General features: G+C 55.2%; 20 protein-coding genes. 12 read left to right on the forward strand and 8 right to left on the reverse strand.

Going from position 1 to position 25,193, the window contains the following annotated elements:
* Window positions 1-29: 29 nt before the first annotated feature.
* Complete coding sequence (locus tag NNN64_RS15405; RefSeq protein WP_271441918.1) at window positions 30-2,321, reverse strand: TonB-dependent siderophore receptor; 2,292 nt, start codon at window positions 2,319-2,321, stop codon at window positions 30-32.
* Between the two features lie 251 nt (window positions 2,322-2,572).
* On the opposite strand from NNN64_RS15405, the gene fes reads away from it, so the two are divergent.
* Genes fes through entF form a run of 3 tightly spaced genes read left to right on the forward strand, consistent with a single transcriptional unit; the run spans window position 2,573 to window position 7,926 of the window.
* On the forward strand, window positions 2,573-3,790 hold the full coding sequence (gene fes, locus NNN64_RS15410; RefSeq protein WP_271441919.1) for an enterochelin esterase: 1,218 nt from the start codon (window positions 2,573-2,575) through the stop codon (window positions 3,788-3,790).
* Between the two features lie 30 nt (window positions 3,791-3,820).
* Window positions 3,821-4,039, forward strand: coding sequence for an MbtH family protein (locus NNN64_RS15415; protein WP_137379192.1), 219 nt, complete (start codon window positions 3,821-3,823; stop codon window positions 4,037-4,039).
* On the forward strand, window positions 4,036-7,926 hold the full coding sequence (gene entF / locus NNN64_RS15420) for an enterobactin non-ribosomal peptide synthetase EntF (protein WP_271441920.1): 3,891 nt from the start codon (window positions 4,036-4,038) through the stop codon (window positions 7,924-7,926). The genes NNN64_RS15415 and entF overlap by 4 nt, the downstream gene beginning before the upstream one ends.
* A 33-nt stretch (window positions 7,927-7,959) precedes the next feature.
* Here entF and fepC read toward each other — a convergent pair whose 3' ends face one another.
* Genes fepC through fepD form a run of 3 tightly spaced genes read right to left on the reverse strand, consistent with a single transcriptional unit; the run spans window position 7,960 to window position 10,756 of the window.
* A complete protein-coding gene (gene fepC, locus NNN64_RS15425) occupies window positions 7,960-8,763 on the reverse strand; it encodes an iron-enterobactin ABC transporter ATP-binding protein (protein ID WP_271441921.1) in 804 nt (267 codons plus the stop codon).
* Entirely contained in the window at window positions 8,760-9,752 is a 993-nt protein-coding gene (gene fepG, locus NNN64_RS15430) for an iron-enterobactin ABC transporter permease (protein WP_170974428.1), read from the reverse strand. Before fepG ends, fepC begins: the two co-directional genes overlap by 4 nt.
* Window positions 9,749-10,756: a Fe(3+)-siderophore ABC transporter permease gene (gene fepD / locus NNN64_RS15435; protein ID WP_271441922.1), complete on the reverse strand. Its 1,008-nt coding sequence runs from the start codon at window positions 10,754-10,756 to the stop codon at window positions 9,749-9,751. The genes fepG and fepD overlap by 4 nt, the downstream gene beginning before the upstream one ends.
* 109 nt (window positions 10,757-10,865) lie before the next feature.
* Between fepD and entS the strand changes: the two genes are divergently transcribed.
* A complete protein-coding gene (gene entS / locus NNN64_RS15440; RefSeq protein ID WP_271441923.1) occupies window positions 10,866-12,101 on the forward strand; it encodes an enterobactin transporter EntS in 1,236 nt (411 codons plus the stop codon).
* 61 nt (window positions 12,102-12,162) lie between these two features.
* On the opposite strand, the gene fepB is transcribed toward entS, so the two are convergent.
* Entirely contained in the window at window positions 12,163-13,119 is a 957-nt protein-coding gene (fepB, locus tag NNN64_RS15445) for a Fe2+-enterobactin ABC transporter substrate-binding protein (protein ID WP_271441924.1), read from the reverse strand.
* A 188-nt stretch (window positions 13,120-13,307) separates the two neighbouring features.
* Here fepB and entC point away from each other — a divergent pair, with 188 nt between their 5' ends.
* The 7 genes from entC to NNN64_RS15480 all read left to right on the forward strand — a co-directional run bounded on the left by entC (window position 13,308) and on the right by NNN64_RS15480 (window position 20,740).
* Entirely contained in the window at window positions 13,308-14,483 is a 1,176-nt protein-coding gene (gene entC / locus NNN64_RS15450; RefSeq protein ID WP_271441925.1) for an isochorismate synthase EntC, read from the forward strand.
* A 54-nt stretch (window positions 14,484-14,537) separates the two neighbouring features.
* Window positions 14,538-16,148 (forward strand): (2,3-dihydroxybenzoyl)adenylate synthase EntE, encoded by a 1,611-nt coding sequence (gene entE, locus NNN64_RS15455; protein WP_271441926.1) that lies wholly within the window; start codon window positions 14,538-14,540, stop codon window positions 16,146-16,148.
* A gap of 13 nt (window positions 16,149-16,161) precedes the next feature.
* Window positions 16,162-17,022 (forward strand): isochorismatase, encoded by an 861-nt coding sequence (locus NNN64_RS15460; RefSeq protein ID WP_271441927.1) that lies wholly within the window; start codon window positions 16,162-16,164, stop codon window positions 17,020-17,022.
* Window positions 17,019-17,774: a 2,3-dihydro-2,3-dihydroxybenzoate dehydrogenase EntA gene (gene entA / locus NNN64_RS15465; protein ID WP_271441928.1), complete on the forward strand. Its 756-nt coding sequence runs from the start codon at window positions 17,019-17,021 to the stop codon at window positions 17,772-17,774. The genes NNN64_RS15460 and entA overlap by 4 nt, the downstream gene beginning before the upstream one ends.
* A 2-nt stretch (window positions 17,775-17,776) precedes the next feature.
* Window positions 17,777-18,190: a proofreading thioesterase EntH gene (gene entH / locus NNN64_RS15470; protein WP_137384535.1), complete on the forward strand. Its 414-nt coding sequence runs from the start codon at window positions 17,777-17,779 to the stop codon at window positions 18,188-18,190.
* 184 nt (window positions 18,191-18,374) lie between these two features.
* Window positions 18,375-20,480: a pyruvate/proton symporter CstA gene (cstA, locus tag NNN64_RS15475; RefSeq protein WP_271441929.1), complete on the forward strand. Its 2,106-nt coding sequence runs from the start codon at window positions 18,375-18,377 to the stop codon at window positions 20,478-20,480.
* Window positions 20,481-20,542: 62 nt separating this feature from the next.
* Window positions 20,543-20,740 carry a YbdD/YjiX family protein gene (locus tag NNN64_RS15480; RefSeq protein WP_202039182.1) on the forward strand — a complete coding sequence of 66 codons (198 nt, stop codon included), beginning with the start codon at window positions 20,543-20,545 and terminating at the stop codon, window positions 20,738-20,740.
* Window positions 20,741-20,838: 98 nt separating this feature from the next.
* On the opposite strand, the gene NNN64_RS15485 is transcribed toward NNN64_RS15480, so the two are convergent.
* Window positions 20,839-21,927 carry an oxidoreductase gene (locus NNN64_RS15485; protein WP_271441930.1) on the reverse strand — a complete coding sequence of 363 codons (1,089 nt, stop codon included), beginning with the start codon at window positions 21,925-21,927 and terminating at the stop codon, window positions 20,839-20,841.
* 132 nt (window positions 21,928-22,059) lie between these two features.
* On the opposite strand from NNN64_RS15485, the gene NNN64_RS15490 reads away from it, so the two are divergent.
* Window positions 22,060-23,220 (forward strand): pyridoxal phosphate-dependent aminotransferase, encoded by a 1,161-nt coding sequence (locus NNN64_RS15490; RefSeq protein WP_271441931.1) that lies wholly within the window; start codon window positions 22,060-22,062, stop codon window positions 23,218-23,220.
* Between the two features lie 13 nt (window positions 23,221-23,233).
* On the opposite strand, the gene NNN64_RS15495 is transcribed toward NNN64_RS15490, so the two are convergent.
* Together NNN64_RS15495 and NNN64_RS15500 are read right to left on the reverse strand one after the other, a co-directional pair.
* Entirely contained in the window at window positions 23,234-23,851 is a 618-nt protein-coding gene (locus tag NNN64_RS15495; protein ID WP_202039179.1) for an IbrB-like domain-containing protein, read from the reverse strand.
* Window positions 23,836-25,059, reverse strand: a complete 1,224-nt coding sequence (locus NNN64_RS15500) for a phosphoadenosine phosphosulfate reductase (protein ID WP_271441932.1) — start codon at window positions 25,057-25,059, stop codon at window positions 23,836-23,838. The genes NNN64_RS15495 and NNN64_RS15500 overlap by 16 nt, the downstream gene beginning before the upstream one ends.
* Window positions 25,060-25,193 lie beyond the last annotated feature (134 nt).

The raw sequence follows: 25,193 nt of genomic DNA on the forward strand, positions 1-25,193 counted from the left end.
TCCTCGCAGCGAGGAGAGGGAAAGCGTTATCAGAAGTGGGTATTCACGCTCATGAACCACGTACGACCCGGTTCGTTATAGGTGTACGCGCCAGCGCCCGCCATATAATTACCGGTAACGATATCGCCAGTGGTCTGGGCATTGCCTTCACGCCACAGACGTTTGTCAAAGACGTTATCCACGCCGCCGGTCAGGCTGACGTTTTTGGTCACGTCCCAGGTCGCGCTCAGGCCGACGATGCTGTACGGACTCACTTCTTGTGCCGAGCTGCCGGTCACCGGTTTACCCTGATAATCGTATTTCTTCGGCTGCTGTTTGCCGTACCAGGTAAAGGTGGATTGCAGTGACAGATCTTCACGAGCCTGCCAGCTCAATGTTGAGTTCAGCGTGTATTCCGGAATAATCGACAGACGTTCGCCAGTCTCTTTATTCTTGCTTTGCAGCATGTAAGTGATGTTGTTGGTCCAGTTAACGGTCTCGCTAACCGGCACGTTCAACGTTCCTTCCAGACCTTCCACCACCGCTTTAGGAATATTTTCCCACTGATAAATATCGGTATAGGTTGTTGTGGTCTTGCCCGTAGTTGCGTTTTTCTTGCTGATAGAGGTTCTGTCAAACGGTACCGTACCCGCTTCAATCTTGTTACGGTAATCGTTGCGGAACCAGGTGACGCCGGCCAGCCAGCCGTCACGTTTGAACTCCAGACCAATCTCTTTGTTGATGCTGGTTTCAGCTTTCAGGTCATCGTTACCCATCATGTAGCAGCCAATGCCGCTGGCAGAACCGGTGGCATAGCAGCCCTGGCCCTTACTGTACAGAATGTAATTTGGGTTGAGTTGGTACAGGCTTGGTGCTTTATAGGCGCGCGCGATGCCCATTTTCAGCGTAAAGTCGTCGCCCAAACCCTGAGACAGGTTCAGCGACGGGCTCCAGTTGTCGCCTACAATGCTGTGGTGATCGAAACGCAGACCCGGCGTCAGCATGGTGCTGTCGGTCAGCTCCATGTTGTTTTCGGCAAACAGAGAGAAGATCTCGGCTTTCGAATATGGGCTGCGATCGGTGCTGCTGTAGCCTGGAATATTACCGCCCATAAAGGTCTGCGAGTTAGACAGCATGTCTTTCATGCGCTGCTGGTTCCATTCAGTACCCAGCGTCAGGTTTTGATTGACCAGCAGATCCAACGGAATGCTGATCTCACTGTGCAGCATGACGTCATTCAGGTCGGCATCGACATATTTTTGTGCAGCAGTCGGGTCGAAGATCCCCTCGGTTCCCCCGGCCAGACCTTCCGGCGTGCGAGAGTTACGCGTGTGTTCGTACTGCACCCAGTTGCTGGTGGTGACACCATTATCCCAGCCGCCGTTCCAGGTCAGCGAGTAGTTCTGACGGTACAGACGGTTAGTTTCTTTACCGTAGTTATCTTTCACCAACTGGTTAGTGTTGGTATTTTGCGTGTCACCCGCGTACAGGTTGCCCTGGCGGCTATAACCCGCTTCCAGTTCCAGTGACTGAAGTGGGGCGAAATCCCAACGCACAATACCGTTGATGTCTTTGTTGATCACCCCTTCGCGACCGGCCGGTAAGGTATTGGAATACGTACCTGTACGTTCTGACTGATGGCCCTGGTTGATGTCCCACGCGTCTGCCTGGGTTTTGTCGAGGTTACCGTACAGACGGAAGCTGAAATCTCCGCCCAGCGGGCCATTCAGGCTAAAGTTGGTGCGTTTGGTCGAACCTTCGTCTTTGTGCTCCGGCGCGTTGAAATAGGTATCCCATGAACCGTGCCATTCACTACTGCCTTTTTTGGTGATGATATTCACCACACCACCTGCCGCGCCGTTGCCGTAGCGTGCTGCTGCCGGGCCGCGCAGGACTTCAATGCGTTCAATCATTTCTGGTGGCACCCAGGCGGTATCACCGCGGGTATCACGCTCACCACGCCACCCCTGGCGCACTGAGTTGCGGCTGGTGACCGGCTTGCCGTCGATCAGAATCAGGGTGTTTTCTGGGCCCATACCGCGAATATCAATCTGACGGTTGTTACCGCGCTGGCCGCTGGTTGAGTTACCGGTCAGGTTCACACCAGGCATGGTACGGATGATTTCCGAGACGTCGCGAGCCGGAGGGTTCTTACGAATTTCATCAGCGGTGATGGTTGAAACGCCTGGAGCCTGCAGGTTCTGCTGAGCGGCGGTGACGACGATGGTGTCTTCATGAGAGACGGCGGCGCTATCGGTTTTATCTTCTGCCATCGCGGGCAGTGCTACCCCGTAAATCCCTAAATTGACCAATAAGGCCAGTGAATGAATCTTGTTGTTCATTGTATGTCCTGCTTTCTTTTAGCCACGAGTACCCGTGTGCCGTTTTGGGCACCAGGCCTGATGTCGCCCGCATCTGCGTAAACCCTCCGTTCCAGAAAAAGTACGCAGCGCCAGGTCGGTTTATAAGTGGTGAAAAACTGTGCGCGCTTCCCACAGCGCGTCAATACGCTATTGCAAATGCAAATAGTTATCAATAATATTATCAATATATTTCACGCTCAAATATAAAATTTCACAATAAACATGGGGTTATGACGGTGACGGCGTTAATGATGGGAAGCGAGGCGTGGTGGCAGTCAAAAAATGGCCCTGAATGGGAGCGTGAAGACAACGGAGATTACCGCGTAACGTTCTGGTGGCGTGACCCACAGGGAACCGAAAAAGAGTCAGCCATTCGCCGGGTGTGGGTCTACATCACGGGCGTTACCGATCATCATCAAAATGCCGTCCCCCAGTCGATGAGACGTATTGATGGGACGAATGTTTGGTGCTGGAGCATTTCCCTGAGCGCTAACTGGCGCGGCAGTTACTGTTTTATCCCCTCCGATCGAAACGATATTTTTGCCTCACTGGCACCGGGTGAAACGCCCGATCGCACTGTGCTACGCGAAGGCTGGCGACAACTGTTGCCACAGGCTATTGCGGACCCTCTCAATACGCAAAGCTGGAAAGGGGGCCGGGGGCATGCGGTGTCCGCCCTGGAGATGCCAGATGCTCCCGTACAGCCGGGATGGGATCGCCCTGAAAACCCCGGCTCGCCCGCCGTATGCCTGCAATGGCACAGTGACCGGTTGGGTAATACGCGCCGGGTGTGGGTTTTCACCACCGGTGAAGCCAACCCGGAAGAACGTCCCCTGGCTATTCTGCTGGACGGACAATTTTGGGCACAGAGTATGCCGGTCTGGCCGGCTCTGACCTCACTCACTCATCGTGGCCAGCTTCCTCCCGCGGTATATCTCCTGATTGATGCCATTGACACGCCGCATCGCAGCCATGAGTTGCCGTGTAACGCTGATTTTTGGCTGGCAGTTCAGCAGGAATTATTGCCGCGGGTGAAGACCACGACGCCATTCAGCGACGACCCGCAGCGTACGGTGGTTGCCGGACAAAGTTTTGGCGGTTTGGCTTCGCTGTATGCCGGACTGAACTGGCCGGATCGGTTTGGCTGCGTACTCAGTCAGTCCGGATCTTATTGGTGGCCGCATCGCGGTGGCCATCAGGATGGCGTGATTATTGAACAACTGAAGGCCGGAACGCTAAGCGTTCAGGGTTTACGTATTGTGCTGGAAGCCGGGACCCGCGAGCCGATTATTTTTCGTGCTAATCAGGCGCTATTTGCCCAATTTCCCTCTGCACCACAGTCTATTTTCTGGCGTCAGGTTGAGGGTGGACATGATGCGCTTTGCTGGCGCGGCGGTTTAATGCAAGGGCTGATGACGCTCTGGCAACCGCTCACTGACACGCTTTAACCGGACGATGTTCCACGACAGGAGTTGAGTATGGAATTCAGTAACCCCTTCGATAACCCGCAGGGACAGTTTTACATTCTGCAAAACCCACAACGTCAATTCAGCCTCTGGCCTCAGCAGTGCTCACTTCCTGCTGGCTGGACGGTTGCGTGCGAACCGCAGTCGCAGGAAGTCTGCCAGCAATGGCTGGATGCGAACTGGACCACGCTGACGCCAGCGAACTATGTCGATGTACAGGAGGCGCAATGACTCAGCGCTTACCCTTAGTTGCGGCCCAGTCAGGGATCTGGATGGCGGAAAAACTCTCCACATTGCCCTCGGCGTGGAGCGTTGCACACTATGTCGAATTAACCGGTGAACTGAATGCACCACTGCTGGCAAAGGCGGTCGTGGCCGGTCTGGAGCATGCGGATACCCTGCGGATGCAGTTCACTGAGGATAACGGTGAAATCTGGCAATGGGTTGATCCTACGCTCACCTTTGCTGAACCTGACATACTCGATTTACGCGATGAGTCCAGTCCGCACGAGGCGGCACGCGCGTTGATGCGGGCGGATCTGCAACAGGATCTTCGCGTTGACGGCGGCAAGCCGCTGGTCTTCCATCTGCTCATTCAGGTGGGAGATAAACGCTGGTACTGGTATCAACGCTATCATCACTTACTGGTTGATGGCTTTAGTTTCCCGGCTATTACCCGCCAGATTGCTGCAATTTACACAGCGTGGCTGCGCGGTGAATCCACGCCAGCCTCGCCATTTACGCCGTTTGCCGAGGTCGTGGAAGAGTATCAACAGTATCGTCAAAGCGATGCCTGGCAACGTGATCGCGCATTCTGGGCTGAGCAACGCCAACAACTGCCGCCGCCGGCTTCATTGTCGAACAAACCGCTGCAGGGTCGCTCAGCCAGCGCGGATATTATTCGGATGAAGTTAACGGCACCTGAAGGTTCATTCCGCCTGCTTGCGTCGCGTATGCCAGATGTTCAGCGTGCGGATCTGGCGCTGGCGCTGGTTGCATTGTGGCTCGGTCGTTTATGCAGCCGAATGGACTATGCCGCCGGGTTTATCTTTATGCGCCGCATGGGATCAGCGGCGCTTACCGCTACCGGACCGGTGTTAAATGTCCTGCCCTTTGGTGTGAGACTTGATGCAGCAGAAAGTCTCCCTGCGCTTGCGCAACGACTGGCCAGCCAGATGAAGAAAATGCGCCGACACCAGCGCTATGATGCCGAACAAATTGTCCGTGACAGCGGGCGTGCTGCCGGGGCTGAACCGCTGTTTGGCCCGGTGCTGAACGTGAAGATCTTTGACTATCAGTTGAATATTCCTGGCGTGCAGGCACAAACCCATACGCTGGCGACGGGGCCGGTTAACGATCTGGAACTGGCGCTGTTCCCGGATGAAAACGGCGGGTTGAGCATTGAGATTCTGGCGAATAAGCAGCGATATGACGCCGCTACGTTGGCACAACATGCTTCGCGTTTAACGGCGCTTATCGCGCAATTTGCCGCAAATCCGGCGCTACGCTGCGGGGATGCAGAGATGCTGCTGGCGTCTGAGCACGAACAGCTGGCGACAATTAACAATACGGCAGTGACGATCCCTTCCACCACATTGAGTGCGCTGGTGGCTGGGCAAGCCAGCAAAACACCGGATGCGCCGGCGCTGGCCGATGCCCGCTATCAGTTTAGCTATCGCGAAATGCGTCAGCAGGTGGTGGCACTGGCAAAATTGCTGCGCGAACGCGGTGTGCGCCCTGGGGACAGTGTGGCGGTTGCCTTACCGCGCTCCGTTTTCCTGACGCTGGCGCTGCACGGTATCGTCGAAGCGGGGGCCGCCTGGTTACCGCTGGATACCGGATATCCGGATGATCGCCTGCGGATGATGCTGGAAGACGCTAAACCTACGTTGCTTATCACCACTGATGAACAACGGGTTCGTTTTAGCGATATCCCTGGGCTGGAAAGCTTGTGCTACACCGCGCCGCTACCAGAGCAAGATGACACACCATTAGCATTATCACGACCAAATCATACGGCCTATATCATCTTCACCTCAGGCTCGACGGGCAGACCAAAAGGGGTGATGGTGGGGCAAACCGCCATCGTTAACCGCCTGTTATGGATGCAGAATCACTATCCGCTGACAGCCGACGATGTGGTGGCGCAAAAAACGCCATGCAGTTTTGATGTTTCGGTCTGGGAATTTTTCTGGCCCTTCATTGCCGGCGCAAAACTGGTGATGGCTGAACCAGAGGCACATCGTGACCCGCTGGCGATGCAACAGTTCTTCGCGCGGTTTGGGGTAACGACAACGCACTTTGTACCGTCGATGCTGGCGGCGTTTGTGACCTCACTGACGCCAGAAACGGCGCAGGAAAGCTGCTCCACGTTGAAACAGGTGTTCTGTAGCGGTGAAGCGCTGCCGGCAGAGTTGTGCCGCGAATGGGAGCAACTGACCCATGCGCCGCTGCACAATTTGTATGGGCCAACCGAGGCGGCGGTAGATGTCAGCTGGTATCCAGCCTGGGGTGAGGAACTCGCTGCCGTGACCGGCAACAGTGTACCCATCGGCTATCCGGTCTGGAATACCGGTTTGCGGATCCTCGATGCCATGATGCGTCCAGTGCCCATTGGTGTCGCCGGTGATCTGTACCTGACGGGGATCCAACTGGCGCAGGGATATCTCGGCCGACCAGATCTGACGGCGAGCCGTTTTATTGCCGATCCCTTTAACCCTGGCGAACGTATGTACCGTACCGGAGACGTGGCGCGCTGGCTGGAAAATGGGGCTGTGGAATATCTTGGGCGCAGTGATGACCAGCTAAAAATCCGTGGACAGCGTATTGAACTGGGCGAGATTGATCGGGTGATGCAGCAGTTGCCAGATGTTGAGCATGCTGTTGCCCATGCCTGCGTATTCAATCAGGCGGTAGCGACAGGCGGCGATGCGCGCCAGTTAGTGGGCTATCTGGTGTCACAATCGGGTTTACCGCTGGATATTCCGGCATTGCGCGAGAATCTGCGCGCAACCCTGCCTGCACATATGGTACCGACAGTGCTGCTGCAACTGGCGGAGCTTCCGCTCAGCGCCAACGGCAAGCTGGATCGTAAAGCGTTACCGATGCCACAACTGACGTCACGTCAGGAAGGGCGGGCGCCGCGAGCAGGGACTGAAACCACGATTGCTCAGGCGTTTACGGCCTTGCTGGGTTGTGAGGTCAATGATGTTGAAGCGGATTTCTTTGCGCTTGGCGGGCATTCTCTGCTGGCGATGAAGCTGGCGGCACAATTGAGCCGCATTTTTGAGCGCCAGGTAACGCCTGGGCAGATTATGGTGGCTTCGACCGTCGAACAGCTCAGCGCATTGCTGGATAGCAATGATGACGAGCAGTCGCAACGGCTGGGATTTGAAACGCTGCTGCCGCTGCGTGAAAGCGATGGCCCTGTGCTGTTCTGCTTCCATCCGGCATCGGGTTTCGCCTGGCAGTTTAGCGTGTTGTCACGCTATCTTCCTCCACAGTGGTCAATTATGGGTATCCAGTCACCGCGACCGGATGGCCCGATGCAGACAGCAGAAAACCTGGATGCGGTGTGCGAACAGCACCTGGCAACGTTACTTCACCAGCAACCTCATGGGCCTTATTATCTGATTGGGTACTCGTTGGGCGGTACGCTGGCGCAGGGCATTGCTGCCCGATTACACGCGCGCGGAGAAACGGTCGCGTTTCTCGGCCTGCTGGATACCTGGCCGCCGGAAACGCAAAATTGGTCGGAAAAAGAGGCCAATGGACTCGACCCGGAAGTGTTGGCGGAAATTGATCGTGAGCGAGAGGCGTTTCTGATGGCTCAACAGGGTAATGCGTCCGACGCCTTATTTAGCGCCATTGAAGGTAACTACGCCGATGCGGTTCGACTGCTGAGTACGGCACATAGCGTACCTTTTGCGGGACACGCGACGCTGTTTGTTGCTGAACGCACGTTACCGCCGGGAGTCAGCCCGGAACGCAGCTGGTCGCCGTGGATTTCCAGTCTGGATGTTTATCGCCAGGACTGCGCGCACGTCGATATTATTACGCCAATGGCTTTCGAGAAGATTGGGCCAGTCATGCGTGACGTGCTCAAAGATATCCAATAATTGGACTCGCCACCTCTGCGGAGGTGGCGCGATTTACCTGTTTGCTGTACGTCCTAGCGGGACCACTAACGGCGTTCCGGCAACCGGATCGTCGATAATCATACACCGCAGCCCATAGATTTTTTCAATGAGCTCTGCTGTGACAATCTCTTTCGGCGCACCCTCGGCAACGATCTTTCCATCACGAAGTGCAATCAGATGGGTGGCATAGCGACATGCCTGATTCAGATCGTGCAGAACAGCGGCCAGCGTGTAACCTTTCTCCCGGTTTAGCTCACTCAGCAGCTCCAGCAGATCAATCTGATGGCTGATATCCAGCCAGGTGGTCGGTTCGTCGAGTAGCATAATCGACGTTTCTTGTGCCAGCACCATCGCTATCCACGCGCGTTGGCGTTGACCGCCGGAGAGGGTATCCACACTTTGCGCCGCCAGATGCGTGATCCCCGTGGCCTGCATCGCGCGGGTTACCGCGATTTCATCTTCTTTACGCCAGCGGGTAAATAAAGGTTGATGTGGATAACGCCCACGAGCAACCAGCTCCTGCACGGTAATATCGCCCGGCGTGGTGGCATTTTGCGCGAGCAGGCCAATTCTGCGAGCGACCTCTTTGCTGGGGTAATGTTGAATATGTTCACCATCGAGCCAGACGTTGCCGTGCGCGGGCGTCATCAGACGACTCAATGTACGCAGCAGCGTGGACTTTCCACAACCGTTGGGTCCAATAATGGCAGTGAAGTGACCATCGGGGATCGCGACGTTAAGGTTTTCCGCCACGGTAAATTTGCCATAACCCAGCGTTAACTGGTCGCCACGCAAACGGGCTACTGATTCGGTCATTTTTTGCGGGACTCCTGAATTAACAAGACGATAAGGTAAATACCGCCGAGGCTTACGGTGACAACGCCAACCGGAAGCTGATAAGGCATAAAGAGCTGCTGAGCGCATAAATCGGCCATCAGCAGTAACAGGGCACCGCACAGCGCCGACTGCGTTAATCCCCAACGTGCCGTGCCGCTAAGCCGACGCGCGATATGTGGGGCCACCAGGGCAATAAACGAGATAGGGCCTGCCAGCGCGGTAGCCGCAGCGGTCAACACCACAGCGACCAGCATCATCATCAGACGTGAGCGTTCAACGCTGACACCAAGCGCACAGGCGCTGTCATCACCCATTTCCAGTAAACGCAGGCGACGTACCAACAGCGCGGCGCACCCCAACATCACGATAATCAGCGGCGCTGAAGGCCAGGTCTTCGCCCAGGTCAGACCGTTGAGCGATCCGGCGTTCCACAGCCCGGCGGTCAGCGCGGTTTCTAAGGATGCCTTCAGCAGCAGCCAGGTGTTGAAGGCCACCAGCATAGCGCGAATGCCGATCCCGATGATGATCAGTCGGAAGGTGTCGATGCCGTTGCGCCAGGCCAGCGCCCAGACCACCAGCGAAGTCAGGATCCCACCGAGCATGGCCGCCAGCGCGATGGCGGTAAGATGCTGACCAAACAGCACCATTGCGACCAGTACGCCACTCCAGGCACCGGTATTGAAACCCATCACGTCCGGGCTACCCAGCGGGTTGCGCATCAATGACTGGAATATCGCGCCGCTAACGCCCAGCGCCGCGCCAATCAGCAGTGCCATCAACACGCGTGGTAAACGCCACTCGGTCACCACCAGCGTAATGCTACGCGGTGCATCGCCGAGCAGGGCGGCAATAATTTGCTGGGTCTCGAGCATAACGGCACCGCTGCGCAGGCTCCACAATCCAACGGCCAGGCAACCGACGACCAGCAGCAGACAACTGATAATCAGGCGACGGGAGAGATGCATCATGCGCCACCTCCGCGCTGTTTGCGGCGTACCAGGAAGATGAGAACCGGCGCGCCGATAAACGCGCTGACGACCGAGACGCGCAGTTCGCCGGGCACAATCAGACGACCGATGATATCGGCTATTAGCAGCAGAGAAGGGGTGGCCAGCAGAGTGACGGGCAGCGACCAGCGATGATCTGCGCCCACCAGCCAGCGTGCCATATGCGGCATCATCAGGCCGATAAAGGCGATAGGGCCGACGATGGCGGTCGCACTTCCGCACAGTACGGTAATCACCAACAGGCCGATAAACTGGGTACGCGCAACTTTGCTGCCCAGCGCCGTTGCGGTGTCGCTTCCCAGACTGAGGCTATTCAGAGCACGGCTAAGAAACAGCGCGACAGCGCCGGCAATCAGGACCGGGATCAGCACGACTTTCAGCGTCTGCAGGCTGCGGATATCCAGTGAACCGGCTTGCCAGAAACGCAACTGGTCGTAGACATCCGGGTTGAGCAGGGCGATGCCAGTGGATAATCCTTCCAGAACAGCACCCAGCGCAACACCGGCCAATGTCAGGCGTACCGGGCTGAGCTGTCCGCCGCCCTGACTACCGGTAAAAGCCACAATCAGTGAGGCTGCGAGAGCCCCGGAAAAAGCCATTACCAGTTGTTCTTGCGGGGAGGAAAAGCCAAACAGCGACGCGCCTAAAACAATCGCGAAGCTGGCCCCGGAATTGACGCCAAGAATACCCGGATCGGCCAGCGGGTTACGGGTGAGCGTTTGCATCAGCGCACCCGCCAGGCCCAGCGCCCCCCCTGCGAGGAGCCCTGCCAGCGTACGCGGGAGTCGCGCGTCCAGCACGATGGTGCAATCGGCGCTTTGACAACTGCCGGTGAGTGCATCAAATACCACGGAGGTGGGCAGCGACTTTGCGCCAAGAACCAGACTTAATGCCGTGGTGAGAACAAGGAGTAACAATAGTCCGGGCACGGCGAAGGCGCGTGTCGCGGAAACAGAGCATGACATATCAACTTCCCTGATAATGATAGTAATTATCGTTATCGATCTTATTTGGATATGTTAGCATGTGCAGCCATTGAATGGATATTGAAAAAGTACCTGGTAAGGCTCTGTAATGAATCGACAATCCTGGCTGCTTAATCTCAGCCTGTTAAAGACCCATCCTGCATTTCGCGCTGTTTTCCTCGCCCGTTTTATTTCCATTGTCTCTCTGGGGCTATTGGGGGTTGCGGTCCCGGTACAGATCCAGATGATGACCCAGTCGACCTGGCAGGTGGGTTTGTCGGTTACGCTGACCGGGAGCGCCATGTTTATTGGTCTGATGGTGGGTGGCGTACTGGCCGATCGCTATGAGCGCAAAAAGGTGATCCTGCTGGCCCGCGGAACCTGTGGTATCGGTTTTATTGGCCTGTGCCTGAACGCGCTGCTGCCCGAACCGTCGTTGCTGGCTATCTATGTTCTGGGTTTATGGGATGGCTTTTTTGCCTCGCTGGGTGTCACTGCGCTGCTGGCGGCGACACCTGCGCTGGTCGGGCGTGAAAATCTGATGCAAGCCGGGGCGATTACCATGCTGACGGTGCGTCTGGGATCGGTGATTTCGCCAATGCTTGGTGGGTTGCTGCTGGCGACCGGGGGCGTGGTCTGGAACTACGGCCTGGCGGCGGCGGGTACATTCATTACCTTGCTGCCATTGCTGAGTCTTCCCGCGTTACCACCTCCGCCACAACCGCGTGAACATCCGTTGACATCGCTGGTGGCGGCGTTCCGTTTTCTGTTCGCCAGCCCGCTGATTGGCGGCATTGCGCTGCTTGGGGGTCTGTTGACCATGGCGAGCGCGGTACGTGTATTGTACCCGGCACTGGCGATTAACTGGCAGATGTCGAGCGCTCAGATTGGGTTACTGTATGCGGCTATTCCCCTGGGCGCGGCCATCGGGGCTTTAACCAGCGGGCAACTGGCCCACAGCGTGCGTCCTGGTCTGATTATGCTGGCATCAACTGTGGCCTCTTTCCTGGCTATCGGCCTGTTCGGCCTGATGCCGGTCTGGGAGCTGGGCGTTGTTTGTCTGGCGCTGTTTGGCTGGCTGAGTGCGGTCAGTTCTTTGTTGCAGTACACCTTGTTACAGACGCAGACGCCGGAAGCGATGCTCGGGCGAATTAACGGTTTGTGGACTGCGCAGAACGTAACCGGTGATGCGATTGGCGCGGCGCTGTTAGGGGGGCTGGGGGCGATGATGACGCCTGCGGCCTCGGCAAGCGTCAGTGGGTTTGGGTTGGTGATTGTCGGTCTGTTGCTGCTGCTGTTGTTAAGCGAGCTTCGTCGTTTCCGACAGATACCTGTGAATGCCTGATAGCCTTGTGTTCAATGGTTTGTAAGCCGGATAAGGCGTTAGCTGTATCCGGCGAAAGCCATTAAAAGAGTGCTGACAGACGTTGCAGCAGTAGCGTCGCGCTGTAGTAATCCAGACGGAAGGTTTCCGTCCCCAACGCATAAACGCGTTTGTTTTGCACGGCAGGCAGATGTGCCAGCAGTGGGTTAGCGTAAATCGCCTCGGCATCTTTGCTGTCGCCTGCAAACAGGAACAGCGCTTCACCGTTCAGGCCGGCCGCCAGATTCTCACCACCAAGCTGGATAATGTCGTGACGTTTACCCTGGCTCTGGCTGGTATGTAGTCCGGCAGGTAGCGGTGCCAGCGTGAAACCGAGCTGTTCCATCAGCTTGCCTTGCGCGGACTCCGGCGTCCACAGGTTGGCGCTGTGCGCGGCTGCGGTATACACCAGCGCGCTGACCGGCTGTGGCGGCAGGGTGATACGTTGCTTGACCGCGAGCAGTTGCTTATCAAACTCAGCAATACGCGCCGCTGCCTGTTGCTCCTGCCCGGTGATTTCACCTAATTGTGTCAGCAGTGACTGCCAGCTTTTGTCGTCGTAATTAATGATAAGCGTCGGGGCTATGGTGGACAGTTGATCGTACAGCGCAAGCGCGGAGTCTCCCCCGGTAGCGCTGACCAGAATCAGGTCCGGCATTTGTGCTGCAACGGCTTCGGCGCTCGGCTCGCCAATATACAGGCGACTCAGTTTGCGTGCTTTGGCGACGTCGCTCCACTGGCGTAAAAAGCCCTGAGCGTCACCGATACGGTTATTCGGTGTCGTGGCACCGCTGGCAATGATAGGCGCATCAATGGCGAGCAGAGAACCGGTGAGCGTGACACTGGTGGAAACAATGCGCAGTGGCTTATGTTCCAGCGTGTGCGTGCCACGACTGTCGGTAACCTGGCGTGGCCAGTCAGCGGCATGGCTTAAAGAAATTCCTGAAATAGCGAGCCCAGCCAGTAACAGCGCAGTGCGGTAAAACGCGGAAAATCTCACAAATAAGCTTCCTGTTATCAATGTAGTTAATGCTTCTCATTTTCATTGTTACGCGTCAGGGATGCAAGCCTAAGTCGCACATTGTGTTACCACAAGAGTTGACATACCGACGCTTTGCTTTTAGGTTAGCGACCGAAAATATAAATGATAATCATTATTAGAGCCTTTATCATTTTATGGAGGATGATATGGACACGTCACTGGCCGAGGAAAAAACGCAGACTATGGCAACTCTCGCTCCCGACAGTTTTTTCTTTATGTCGCCGTATCGTAGTTTTACGACGTCAGGATGCTTCGCCCGCTATGCGGAACCGGCAATTGATGGTGATTCACCAGACAGCCCTTTCCAACAGAAAATGCACAAACTGTTTGCGCAGGCCAAATCGCAGGGCATCGCAAACCCCATTATGGTAGGGGCCATTCCCTTTGACACCCGCCAGCCCTCGTCGCTGTTTATTCCTAAATCATGGCAAAGCTTCTCGCGCACGGCAAAGCAGCAATCAGCGCGTTACTTTACTGCCCATCAGTCGCTGAATGTCGTTGAGCGTAAATCGATTCCTGAGCAGGATTTTTTCGAAGATATGGTCGCCAGAGCAGCGGCGCTGACGGCAACGCCGGAAGTCGACAAAGTGGTGCTGTCACGCCTGATTGATGTGACCGCCGACGCCAATATCGACAGTGGTGCACTGCTGGAGCGGCTGATCGCGCAAAACCCGGCAAGCTACAACTTTCATGTACCTATCGACGATGGCGGTGTACTGATCGGCGCCAGCCCGGAATTGCTGTTACGCAAAGAAGGCGACCATTTCAGTTCGCTGCCGCTGGCGGGATCTGCGCGTCGCCAACCGGACGATGTTCTGGACCGGGAGGCGGGGATCCGTCTGTTAGCTTCCGAGAAGGATCGCCATGAACACGAGCTGGTCACCCAGGCGATGAAAGCGGTTCTGCGCGATCGCAGCAGTGAGCTGCAACTTCCTTCGTCTCCGCAACTGGTCACCACGCCCACGCTCTGGCATCTCGGTACCCCGTTTGAAGGTAAAGCCAATGCCCAGGAAAACGCACTGACGCTGGCTTGTCTGCTGCATCCAACACCGGCGCTAAGTGGCTTCCCGCATCAGGTTGCTCAGAAACTGATTGCTGAACTGGAGCCGTTCGATCGCGAACTTTTCGGTGGCATTGTTGGCTGGTGTGATTCGCAAGGCAACGGCGAGTGGGTCGTGACGATCCGCTGCGCGAAACTGCTGCGTAATCAGGTACGTTTCTTCGCCGGAGCCGGCATTGTGCCCGCCTCGTCACCGATTGCGGAGTGGCGTGAAACGGGTGCCAAGCTATCCACCATGTTGAATGTTTTTGGACTGCATTAAGCGCCTGGTCTACCAGGCTATTCAGGCCTTATCGACAGGCTCTAAGGAGCAATAATGAGTATTCCTTTCACCCGTTGGCCGGAAGAGTTTGCCCGCCGCTACCGTGAAAAAGGCTACTGGCAGGATTTGCCACTGACCGACATTCTGACCCGCCATGCCGATAGCGACCATACGGCGGTGATTGACGGGGAACGCCATCTTAGCTACCGCCAGTTAAACCAGGCGACGGATAATCTTGCCTGCAGCCTGCGTCGTCAGGGGATCAAACCCGGCGAGACCGCACTGGTGCAGTTAGGCAACGTGGCTGAGTTGTATATCACTTTCTTCGCACTGCTCAAGCTTGGCGTGGCCCCCGTATTGGCACTGTTTAGCCATCAGCGCAACGAACTTAACGCCTACGCAGCGCAAATTAAACCGGTGTTACTGATTGCCGATCGCCAGCATGCGTTATTCAGTGGCGATGATTTTCTGAATACCTTTGTTGCCGAACACAATTCAGTGCGCGTGGTTCAGTTGCTCAATGATGACGGCGAACACAATCTGCAAACGGCAATAAGCCAACCCGCAACGGCGTTTACCGCGACACCATCACCGGCTGATGAAGTGGCTTACTTTCAGCTTTCCGGCGGCACGACCGGGACGCCAAAGCTGATTCCACGCACCCACAATGATTACTACTACAGCGTGCGCCGTAGTAACGAGATTTGCCATTTCACCGCTGAGACCCGCTATTTATGCGCGATCCCGGCCGCGCATAACTACGCCATGAGTTCGCCTGGTGCGCTGGGCGTTTTCCTCGCGGGGGGAACTGTGGTGCTGGCGGCAGACCCGAGTGCGACGTTGTGCTTTCCGTTGATTGAACAGCATCAGGTAAACGTGACGGCGTTGGTACCGCCAGCGGTGAGTCTGTGGCTGCAGGCAATTCAGGAGTGGGGTAGTAACACACAACTGGCTTCGCTGGAACTGTTGCAGGTGGGAGGCGCGCGGCTTTCGGCTTCGCTTGCCGCTCGCATTCCGGAAGAGATTGGTTGCCAGTTGCAGCAGGTCTTCGGTATGGCGGAAGGGCTGGTGAACTATACCCGTTTGGATGACAGCCCGGAGCGCATTATCAATACCCAGGGCCGGCCGATGTGCCCTGACGATGAGGTCTGGGTGGCAGATGCTGACGGAAATCCGTTACCACAGGGCGCAACGGGACGCCTGATGACGCGCGGTCCGTACACTTTCCGCGGTTACTTCAATAGCCCTGAGCATAACGCCAGCGCGTTTGATGCTAACGGATTCTATTGCTCTGGTGATCTGATCGCCATCGATCGGGATGGTTACATCACGGTGCAGGGACGAGAGAAAGATCAGATCAACCGTGGCGGAGAGAAGATCGCCGCAGAAGAGATTGAAAACCTGCTGTTGCGGCACCCAATGGTGATCCATGCCGCATTGGTCAGTATGGACGATGAGCTGATGGGCGAGAAAAGTTGCGCCTGTCTGGTGGTTAAAGAGCCGCTGCGTGCAGTACAGGTCCGTCGTTTTCTACGCGAACAGGGCGTGGCGGAATTCAAATTGCCGGACCGTGTCGAGTGCGTTGAGTCATTGCCGCTGACCCCGGTAGGCAAAGTGGATAAAAAACAATTACGTCAGTGGCTGGCATCACGTTCACCGGCCTGAAGGAGAAGAAGAAATGGCAATTCCTAAACTGCAGGCTTATGCGCTGCCAACGGCGCTTGATGTTCCGGCAAATAAAGTTGACTGGGCATTTGAACCAGAACGCGCCGCGCTGCTAATCCACGACATGCAGGACTATTTTATCGGCTTTTGGGGCGAGAACTGCCCGATGATGGCACAGGTCGTGGCCAACATCGCCGCGCTGCGTCAGTACTGTAAAGCGCATAACATTCCGGTCTATTACACTGCGCAGCCGAAAGAACAAAGCGATGAAGACCGTGCGTTGTTGAACGACATGTGGGGACCGGGCCTGACACGCTCGCCTGAACAGCAAAAAATCGTCGATGCGCTGGCACCGGATGAAGCGGATACCATTCTGGTTAAATGGCGCTACAGTGCGTTTCATCGTTCACCGCTGGAGCAGATGCTAAGAGACACCGGGCGTAACCAGCTGATCATCACCGGCGTATATGCACATATTGGCTGCATGACCACCGCGACTGATGCCTTCATGCGTGATATTAAGCCGTTTATGGTCGCTGATGCGTTGGCAGATTTTAGCCGTGATGAACACCTGATGTCGCTGAAATACGTGGCGGGGCGTTCCGGTCGCGTGGTGATGACTCAGGAGTTATTGCCGACGCCTGTTCCGGCCAGCAAAGATGCGCTGCGCGGCGTGATTCTGCCGCTGCTCGATGAGTCTGAAGAGCCAATGGATGACGAAAACTTGATCGATTACGGTCTGGACTCAGTACGTATGATGGCGCTGGCGGCCCGTTGGCGGAAAGTGCATGGTGATATCGACTTTGTGATGTTGGCGAAAAACCCAACGATTGACGCCTGGTGGAAACTGCTCTCCCGTGAGGTGAAGTCATGACCGGCTTTGATTTCACCGGTAAAACGGTCTGGGTTACTGGGGCGGGAAAAGGGATTGGTTACACCACGGCACTGGCGTTTGTTGATGCGGGTGCGCAGGTGACCGGCTTCGATCTGGCGTTTGACGGTGAAGAATATCCGTTTGCCACTGAGGTGATGAACGTGGCGGATGCACCGCAGGTGGCGCAGGTGTGCGAGCGCTTGCTGGCGAACACCGAGCGGCTGGACGTGCTGGTCAATGCAGCCGGGATCCTGCGCATGGGGGCTACCGATACGTTAAGCGTTGAGGAGTGGCAGCAGACGTTTGCCGTCAACGTTGGCGGGGCGTTTAATTTGTTTCAGCAGACGATGGCGCAGTTTCGTCGTCAGCAGGGGGGGGCGATTGTCACTGTCGCATCCGATGCTGCACACACGCCGCGAATCGGTATGAGTGCATATGGGGCATCAAAAGCTGCACTGAAAAGTCTTGCGCTGACGGTCGGGCTGGAGCTGGCGGGTAGCGGGGTACGCTGTAATGTAGTTTCGCCGGGCTCGACCGACACTGACATGCAACGCACGCTGTGGGTGAGTGATGATGCGGAACAGCAGCGTATTCGCGGGTTTGGCGAGCAGTATAAGCTCGGTATACCGCTGGGGAAAATCGCCCGTCCTCAGGAAATTGCCAACACCATCTTATTCCTTGCCTCCGATCTGGCCAGCCATATTACGTTGCAGGACATTGTGGTCGATGGCGGTTCGACACTGGGAGCATGACGGTGATCTGGAAACGACATTTAACGCTTGATGAACTGAATGCTACCAGCCAGAACACGCTGGTGGCGCATTTAGACATTGTCTATACCCGACTGGGAGACGATGTGCTGGAAGCCGAAATGCCGGTAGATAGCCGCACGCATCAGCCGTTTGGTCTGTTGCACGGTGGGGCGTCAGCGGCGCTGGCAGAAACGTTGGGGTCAATGGCGGGTTATCTGATGACTCGCGATGGGCAGTGTGTGGTGGGAACCGAGTTGAACGCCACGCATCACCGCGCAGTATCGCAGGGGAAAGTGCGCGGTGTGTGCCAGCCGTTGCATCTCGGGCGACAGAATCAAAGCTGGGAAATCGTCATCTTTGATGAGCAGGGGCGGCGCTGCTGCACCTGTCGTTTAGGTACGGCAGTGATGGGGTGAAGCCACCCGACAAAGTAAAATGAAATTGCAGGGTTAACAGGTAAATGAAGTGATCTAGTTAACAATGCAATGTAAATACTCAGTGATACTTCGGGTTTGCATGGTTGTCAGGTTGTTAAATCCAGAAAAGATGTTATAGAAACAAAATGTAACATCTCTCTGGATCAGACAACGGATAACAACTATGAACAAATCAGGGAAGTACCTCGTCTGGACATTGCTCTCCGTGATGGGAGCATTTGCCCTCGGCTATATTGCGTTAAACCGTGGTGAGCAGATCAACGCGTTGTGGATAGTCGTCGCGTCGGTCTGTGTCTACCTTATCGCTTACCGTTTCTATGGCCTGTACATCGCGAAAAATGTGCTGGCGCTGGACCCGACGCGTATGACGCCAGCCGTGCGCCATAACGACGGGCTCGATTACGTTCCTACCGATAAAAAAGTACTGTTTGGCCACCATTTTGCGGCAATTGCCGGAGCGGGTCCGTTAGTCGGACCGGTACTGGCGGCACAAATGGGTTATCTGCCCGGGATGATCTGGCTGCTCGCCGGGGTAGTGCTGGCGGGGGCAGTACAGGACTTTATGGTGCTGTTTGTTTCTACCCGTCGCGATGGTCGTTCCCTTGGCGAACTGGTGAAAGAAGAGATGGGCCCTACAGCCGGCGTGATTGCGCTGGTGGCCTGTTTTATGATCATGGTGATTATCCTTGCCGTGTTGGCAATGATCGTCGTGAAAGCGCTAACGCACAGCCCGTGGGGAACCTATACCGTCGCATTCACCATCCCGCTGGCGATTTTTATGGGGATTTACCTGCGCTATTTGCGTCCGGGGCGTATTGGCGAAGTGTCAGTCATCGGTCTGGTATTCCTTGTTTTTGCCATTATTTCCGGCGGCTGGGTTGCGGAAAGCCCTACCTGGGCACCGTATTTTGACTTTACTGGTGTACAGCTGACGTGGATGCTGGTGGGCTACGGTTTCGTGGCTGCCGTGTTGCCGGTATGGCTGCTGCTGGCACCGCGAGATTACCTCTCGACCTTCCTGAAGATTGGTACCATTGTGGGTCTGGCGGTGGGTATTCTGATCATGCGTCCAACGCTGACGATGCCTGCGTTGACCAAATTCGTTGACGGTACCGGTCCGGTATGGACGGGTAACCTGTTCCCATTCCTGTTTATTACCATTGCCTGTGGTGCAGTCTCTGGTTTCCACGCGCTGATCTCATCCGGTACCACACCGAAGATGTTGGCGAATGAAGGACAGGCCTGTTTTATTGGCTACGGCGGGATGCTGATGGAGTCCTTTGTCGCCATTATGGCGCTGGTCTCCGCATGTATCATCGATCCGGGCGTGTATTTTGCGATGAACAGCCCGATGGCAGTGCTGGCCCCTGCGGGTACGGTGGATGTGGTCGCTTCTGCGGCGCAGGTCGTGAGCAGTTGGGGCTTTGCGATTACCCCGGACACCTTGCACCAAATTGCCAATGAAGTGGGTGAGCAATCCATTATTTCCCGCGCAGGCGGAGCGCCGACGCTGGCCGTTGGGATGGCTTACATTCTGCACGGTGCGCTGGGCGGCATGATGGATGTGGCGTTCTGGTATCACTTCGCCATTCTGTTTGAAGCCCTGTTCATCCTGACGGCGGTTGATGCGGGTACCCGTGCCGCGCGCTTTATGCTGCAGGATTTGCTGGGCGTCGTCTCACCGGGGCTGAAACGGACCGACTCGCTACCGGCGAACCTGCTGGCAACCGCGTTGTGCGTACTGGCCTGGGGTTACTTCCTGCACCAGGGCGTGGTCGATCCGTTAGGCGGTATCAACACCTTGTGGCCGCTGTTCGGTATCGCGAACCAGATGCTGGCAGGTATGGCGTTGATGCTGTGTGCGGTCGTACTGTTCAAGATGAAACGTCAGCGCTACGCGTGGGTGGCGCTGGTGCCAACCGCCTGGCTGCTGATTTGTACGCTGACTGCGGGCTGGCAGAAAGCGTTTAGCCCGGACGCGAAAATCGGCTTCCTGGCTATCGCTAACAAGTTCCAGGCGATGATCGACAGCGGTAACATTCCGGCACAGTACACTCAGTCGCAGCTGACGCAACTGGTATTTAACAACCGTCTTGATGCTGGCTTGACCATCTTCTTCATGGTGGTCGTGGTGGTACTGGGTCTGTTCTCCATTAAAACTGCGTTAGCCGCGTTGAAAGAGGACAAACCAACGTCGAAAGAAACACCGTACGAACCGATGCCCGAGAATGTTGAAGAGATTGTGGCGCAGGCGAAAGGCGCGCACTAATATTCTCTTAACGAAAAGCCCTCTCCTTAATGGGGAGGGCGTTTGTACGACAGGGACTCACTATGTTTGAAACACTCGCTAAAGCTGGGAAGTATTTAGGGCAAACTGCCCGATTGATGATTGGTGTGCCGGATTATGACAACTATGTTGAGCATATGCGTGTTACGCACCCGGACCAGGTACCGATGACTTATGAAGAATTTTTCCGCGAGCGCCAGGATGCGCGCTATGGGGGGAAAGGCGGCGCGAAGTGCTGTTGAATTTTTGCCGGATGGCGCTAACGCTTATCCGGCTTACAACATTGCATTGGCCGTAGGCCTGATAAGGCGAAGCCGCCATCAGGCAACCTGCACCATAGTCACACCGTAAACGTCTCTACCTTCTCAAATGCCGCACGCAGTGTTTCCGGTGTTAGCTTCACCGGCAGCGCATGAATGGACTCCACCGGGCGCAGAGTGTGCGCGATCACCTTATCGATTTCGGCGCGGTTATTGATGTCCACTTCCAGTTGAGCCAACCGGGTTGGCAAATTGAAGCGCTGATAAGCGGTAATTAATTGCGTTAGCACATCATCTTGTCCCAACAGCGCGCTCTGTACCAGTATGCCGTACGCCACTTTGGTGCCGTGTAAAAACTTCTCCGTTTGCGGCAGGACGGTCAGGCCATTATGCACTGAGTGTGCCGCTGCTACGCGGGTATAGCGCTCGCCCAGACCGCCGACCATACCACCGCCAGCAATGATTGCATCAACCACGTTGCAAAATGCACGGGTCAGTTCACCACGCTGTTTATCTGCCAGCGCCTGTTCGCTGCTCTGAAGGAGAACGTCGCGGATCGCCAGTGCGCCGTTGATGCCCAGACGTACGGTCAGCGGCAAGGTTTCAGGCTGTGGGGCGAGCACAACCGCTTCGTACCATTTCGCCAACGTGTCCCCGATACCGGCCAGCAAATACGCGTCTGGTGCATTAAGCACGATCTCCGGCTCTACCAACACCAAAAAATTGGCATCATCGAAAATTTCGAAATGCAGTGCCTGACCAGCATCGTTGTACCACACGGAGAGCGGCGTCCAGGCAGCACAGGTGGCGGCAATGGTTGGGATTGCCACAAAGGGCAAACCAAGGCGGCGCGCCAGTGCTTTGGCGGTGTCGAGCAATGTCCCGCCGCCCACGCCAATCACCACGCTACGGTCGTCTCCTGACTCTGTTGCCAGTTGAGCAACATCGGTTTCGCTGCAATGACCCGTAAACAGCAGACGTTTAGCCTCGGCAAGATGAAAGGCCTCTGGCAGATAAGACCGGGCTGCAGCGATAGCGCGCTCACCATATACCCAGACGGCGCGTGAGAGTTGATCCCTGGTGAAAAAATCGTTGAGTCTCGACAGGCTGCCGGGATGGGAAAAATAGTTGGCCGGGCCGGTGACGACGCGAATCTCGGTATTACTCATGTTGTGTTGTCCTTTTGACTGTCCTGTCCAGGCAGGTTATTTTTATATAGACGCCTGGACGTCTTGATTGCCAAATACTAGCATCGTGCTATAGTGGCTTCAACCACAACATTACACGCTGGGATAACAATAATGAGTAATAACCCGCTGATTCCGCAAAGCAAACTGCCTAATCTGGGCACCACTATTTTCACGCAAATGAGCGCGCTGGCGCAGCAGCACCAGGCGATTAACCTCTCGCAGGGATTTCCTGATTTTGATGGTCCACTCTTTTTACAAGAACGTCTGGCGTATCACGTCGCGCATGGCGCAAACCAGTATGCGCCGATGACGGGTGTGCAACCGCTGCGCGACGCCATTGCCGATAAAACCGCCGAGTTGTATGGCTACAAACCGGATGCAAACAGTGACGTGACGGTAACGGCAGGGGCGACAGAAGCGCTGTATGCCGCCATTACGGCGCTGGTACGGCCTGGCGATGAGGTGATATGTTTTGACCCGAGCTACGACAGCTATGCGCCTGCGATCGCATTATCCGGTGGCGTGGTTAAACGCATCGCGCTGCAACCGCCGTCTTTTCGCGTCGACTGGCAGGAATTTGCTGCGCTAATCAGTGACCGCACGCGGTTGGTGATCCTAAATACGCCGCATAACCCTTCGGCTACGGTATGGCAGAAGGCGGATTTTGAGGCGTTATGGCAGGCCATTAACGGGCATGAGGTTTATGTCGTCAGTGACGAAGTCTACGAGCATATCTGTTTTGCCACGCATGGGCATGCCAGCGTGCTGGCGCATCCGCAACTAAGGGAGCGCGCAGTTGCCGTTTCATCATTTGGCAAAACCTATCATATGACGGGCTGGAAAGTGGGGTACTGTGTTGCGCCACCGGCTATCAGCGCGGAGTTACGTAAGGTCCATCAGTATTTAACCTTCTCGGTCAACACGCCGGCACAACTGGCGCTGGCGGATATGCTGCGCGAAGATCCGACGCACTACCGTGAGCTGCCCGCGTTTTATCAGAGAAAACGTGATGTGCTGGTGAATGCACTGCGTGACAGTCGGCTGGAAATACTGCCCTGCGAAGGGACGTACTTTTTGCTGATTGATTACAGTGCTGTTTCTGATCTCAATGATGTGGAATTTTGCCAATGGCTGACAAAGGAGGTCGGCGTGGCGGCGATTCCGCTGTCCGTCTTCTGCGCCGATCCTTTCCCCCATAAGCTGATTCGCCTGTGTTTTGCGAAGCAAGAATCGACGCTGCTGGCAGCGGCAGAACGGCTGGTTGCGCTTTAGCGGCGTGATTGCGCTACTTCACCGTCCAGGCTTTGGAGAATCGACGGTCGGCAAATAACTCTTGCAGGCCGTTGATTTGCTTCAGACGTAAGACTTCGTCGCTATCCATTCCCAGCTCTTTACCGATTTTCTCTTCGCTCCAGCCTAATTGTGATAATTCACGAACGATTTCTGACATGGCATGGATTTGATGCCGCCCACGGGCTCGATTGTGGCGGATTGTCGCCGCCATGCGCTCATGACGCCCGCGTTGTAGGCAGGTAACGGGCAGATAGCCTTTCAGGCGTGATTTTAGCGATGATTTGTTTTTGCCGATTTCATGTCGATGGAATCCATCGACGATTTCATATTCTTCCTGGGCTGATTGAACCACAACGATCGGCTGTGTGAAGCCATCGGCTTCAATGGATTTCAGCAATAACTTTTTCTCCGGCGGCGCAACGTTATTTGGGTTGTAATCATTTGGTGAAATTGCGTTATTTTTGATCCACAGAACACAGTCTACCGGTTCTTCACGGAAAGGACTGACACTATGGATTGCCATCCTGAATTCATTGATTGCTTCGATTCGTTCTTCTTCTGAAAGACCAGAAAGAAAACCGGTGAGTTCCTGAGTTAGTCGTCGTTGCATAAGATCCCCCATTCCTGGCGTTTGGTTTTCATACGTTCGTTATAACGCTGATAGTTTTTCATTTTTGTGGGACTGAATGAGAGTGCCCGACACCAGTAGTCATTATTCAGCAGTACTTTGCAGATCCGTCTCCATGAGGGGATGTCTTTAGAACCAATATCGCTTTCTTGGGATTGAGGAATCTCATCGATCCCCTTTTTCTTGTACCACTGTATATAGACGGCGATTTTGTTGCGGTAGTGTTCTGCGGTCTGTTCCGGCATGCTGTCTAATAGCAGCATGGCATACGTTTGCCAGCTTAAATGCTCTGGTTTTAATATTTTACGGTGGCCGTAAAAATGATTGTCATGACCGGCGTAAATCCCGCCGCTTTTAACACCGCTAACCCGGGCACACATGGCTGCCCATCGCTGTGGCTCAATAACATGATACAGCCACAGCCCTTGGCGTTGTTCCGGGCCAAAGGGTTCGCAAATACGCATATATCGTGTTGGAACTCCGGCCTGGTACATCAGGTTATACAAGGGGTTGCATGACATTTTTGTTTTTGCAAACCATGTCCAGATATCGGCTGTTTTCCAGTCATACATTGGATAGATATACCATGTATGCCCTCCTGGCGCGGCGGTAGTCCACGGTTTGTCATCGGCAAAACGCTGCTTACGTGAATGGGCAATGGCGACAAAACGGTTATATGACTCGTCGGCACGGATACCCACCATCATTGCCGCAGGGCGTTTTTCAGAAAACCAGTCAGCGAACTCACGAACGAATTGTTCAAAGGTCATGCCGGGTTGATAGAAATGAAAGAAACTGGGATCGGTAATCGCATCGGCTGGTGGTTGTCGCACCCATTGTGTATTGGGTTCCCAGCACTGCCATTCCGGTTGAAATTGTGAGAGAGAATTTTGTGTGGTGAGCGGTATTGCTACCCAATAAAAGCGTTCAATAACGTCAGAATAGCGTTCTCGTAGCGCTTCAACATAGTCGATAGTGCAAGAGAATTGCGCTTCCCAGTCAATAAACAATACGCTGATTTTTTTATGTAACTGGCGCGCAAGAGTGGCGGTGAGATGCATCATGAGTCCGGAGTCTTTTCCTCCGGACAATGAAACGCACACGCGAGGCAGTGTTTCCAAAGTCCAGGTGATGCGTTCCTGAGCAGCTTCCAGAACGCTCTGACTCAGTGGGATTTTGTAAACAGACATAGCAAGTCCATACTGAATGAATAAAAAGTGACATTTCTAATATATGCTTGCAATAAGATAGGCTAATTTACGCGGCGTGCAACATTTAAATATATTCACGTAATATATTTAAATGTTGTTCTTATTTGCTGTAA

The sequence above is a fragment of the Citrobacter sp. Igbk 14 genome, assembly GCF_028069825.1.
Lineage (GTDB): Bacteria > Pseudomonadota > Gammaproteobacteria > Enterobacterales > Enterobacteriaceae > Citrobacter.

Coding starts and splice junctions, on each gene's coding strand:
- NNN64_RS15405 (WP_271441918.1), bottom strand. CDS start 2,321: ATGAACAACAAGATTCATTCACTGGCCTTATTGGTCAATTTAGGGATT.
- fes (WP_271441919.1), top strand. CDS start 2,573: ATGACGGTGACGGCGTTAATGATGGGAAGCGAGGCGTGGTGGCAGTCA.
- NNN64_RS15415 (WP_137379192.1), top strand. CDS start 3,821: ATGGAATTCAGTAACCCCTTCGATAACCCGCAGGGACAGTTTTACATT.
- entF (WP_271441920.1), top strand. CDS start 4,036: ATGACTCAGCGCTTACCCTTAGTTGCGGCCCAGTCAGGGATCTGGATG.
- fepC (WP_271441921.1), bottom strand. CDS start 8,763: ATGACCGAATCAGTAGCCCGTTTGCGTGGCGACCAGTTAACGCTGGGT.
- fepG (WP_170974428.1), bottom strand. CDS start 9,752: ATGATGCATCTCTCCCGTCGCCTGATTATCAGTTGTCTGCTGCTGGTC.
- fepD (WP_271441922.1), bottom strand. CDS start 10,756: ATGTCATGCTCTGTTTCCGCGACACGCGCCTTCGCCGTGCCCGGACTA.
- entS (WP_271441923.1), top strand. CDS start 10,866: ATGAATCGACAATCCTGGCTGCTTAATCTCAGCCTGTTAAAGACCCAT.
- entC (WP_271441925.1), top strand. CDS start 13,308: ATGGACACGTCACTGGCCGAGGAAAAAACGCAGACTATGGCAACTCTC.
- entE (WP_271441926.1), top strand. CDS start 14,538: ATGAGTATTCCTTTCACCCGTTGGCCGGAAGAGTTTGCCCGCCGCTAC.
- NNN64_RS15460 (WP_271441927.1), top strand. CDS start 16,162: ATGGCAATTCCTAAACTGCAGGCTTATGCGCTGCCAACGGCGCTTGAT.
- entA (WP_271441928.1), top strand. CDS start 17,019: ATGACCGGCTTTGATTTCACCGGTAAAACGGTCTGGGTTACTGGGGCG.
- cstA (WP_271441929.1), top strand. CDS start 18,375: ATGAACAAATCAGGGAAGTACCTCGTCTGGACATTGCTCTCCGTGATG.
- NNN64_RS15480 (WP_202039182.1), top strand. CDS start 20,543: ATGTTTGAAACACTCGCTAAAGCTGGGAAGTATTTAGGGCAAACTGCC.
- NNN64_RS15485 (WP_271441930.1), bottom strand. CDS start 21,927: ATGAGTAATACCGAGATTCGCGTCGTCACCGGCCCGGCCAACTATTTT.
- NNN64_RS15490 (WP_271441931.1), top strand. CDS start 22,060: ATGAGTAATAACCCGCTGATTCCGCAAAGCAAACTGCCTAATCTGGGC.
- NNN64_RS15495 (WP_202039179.1), bottom strand. CDS start 23,851: ATGCAACGACGACTAACTCAGGAACTCACCGGTTTTCTTTCTGGTCTT.
- NNN64_RS15500 (WP_271441932.1), bottom strand. CDS start 25,059: ATGTCTGTTTACAAAATCCCACTGAGTCAGAGCGTTCTGGAAGCTGCT.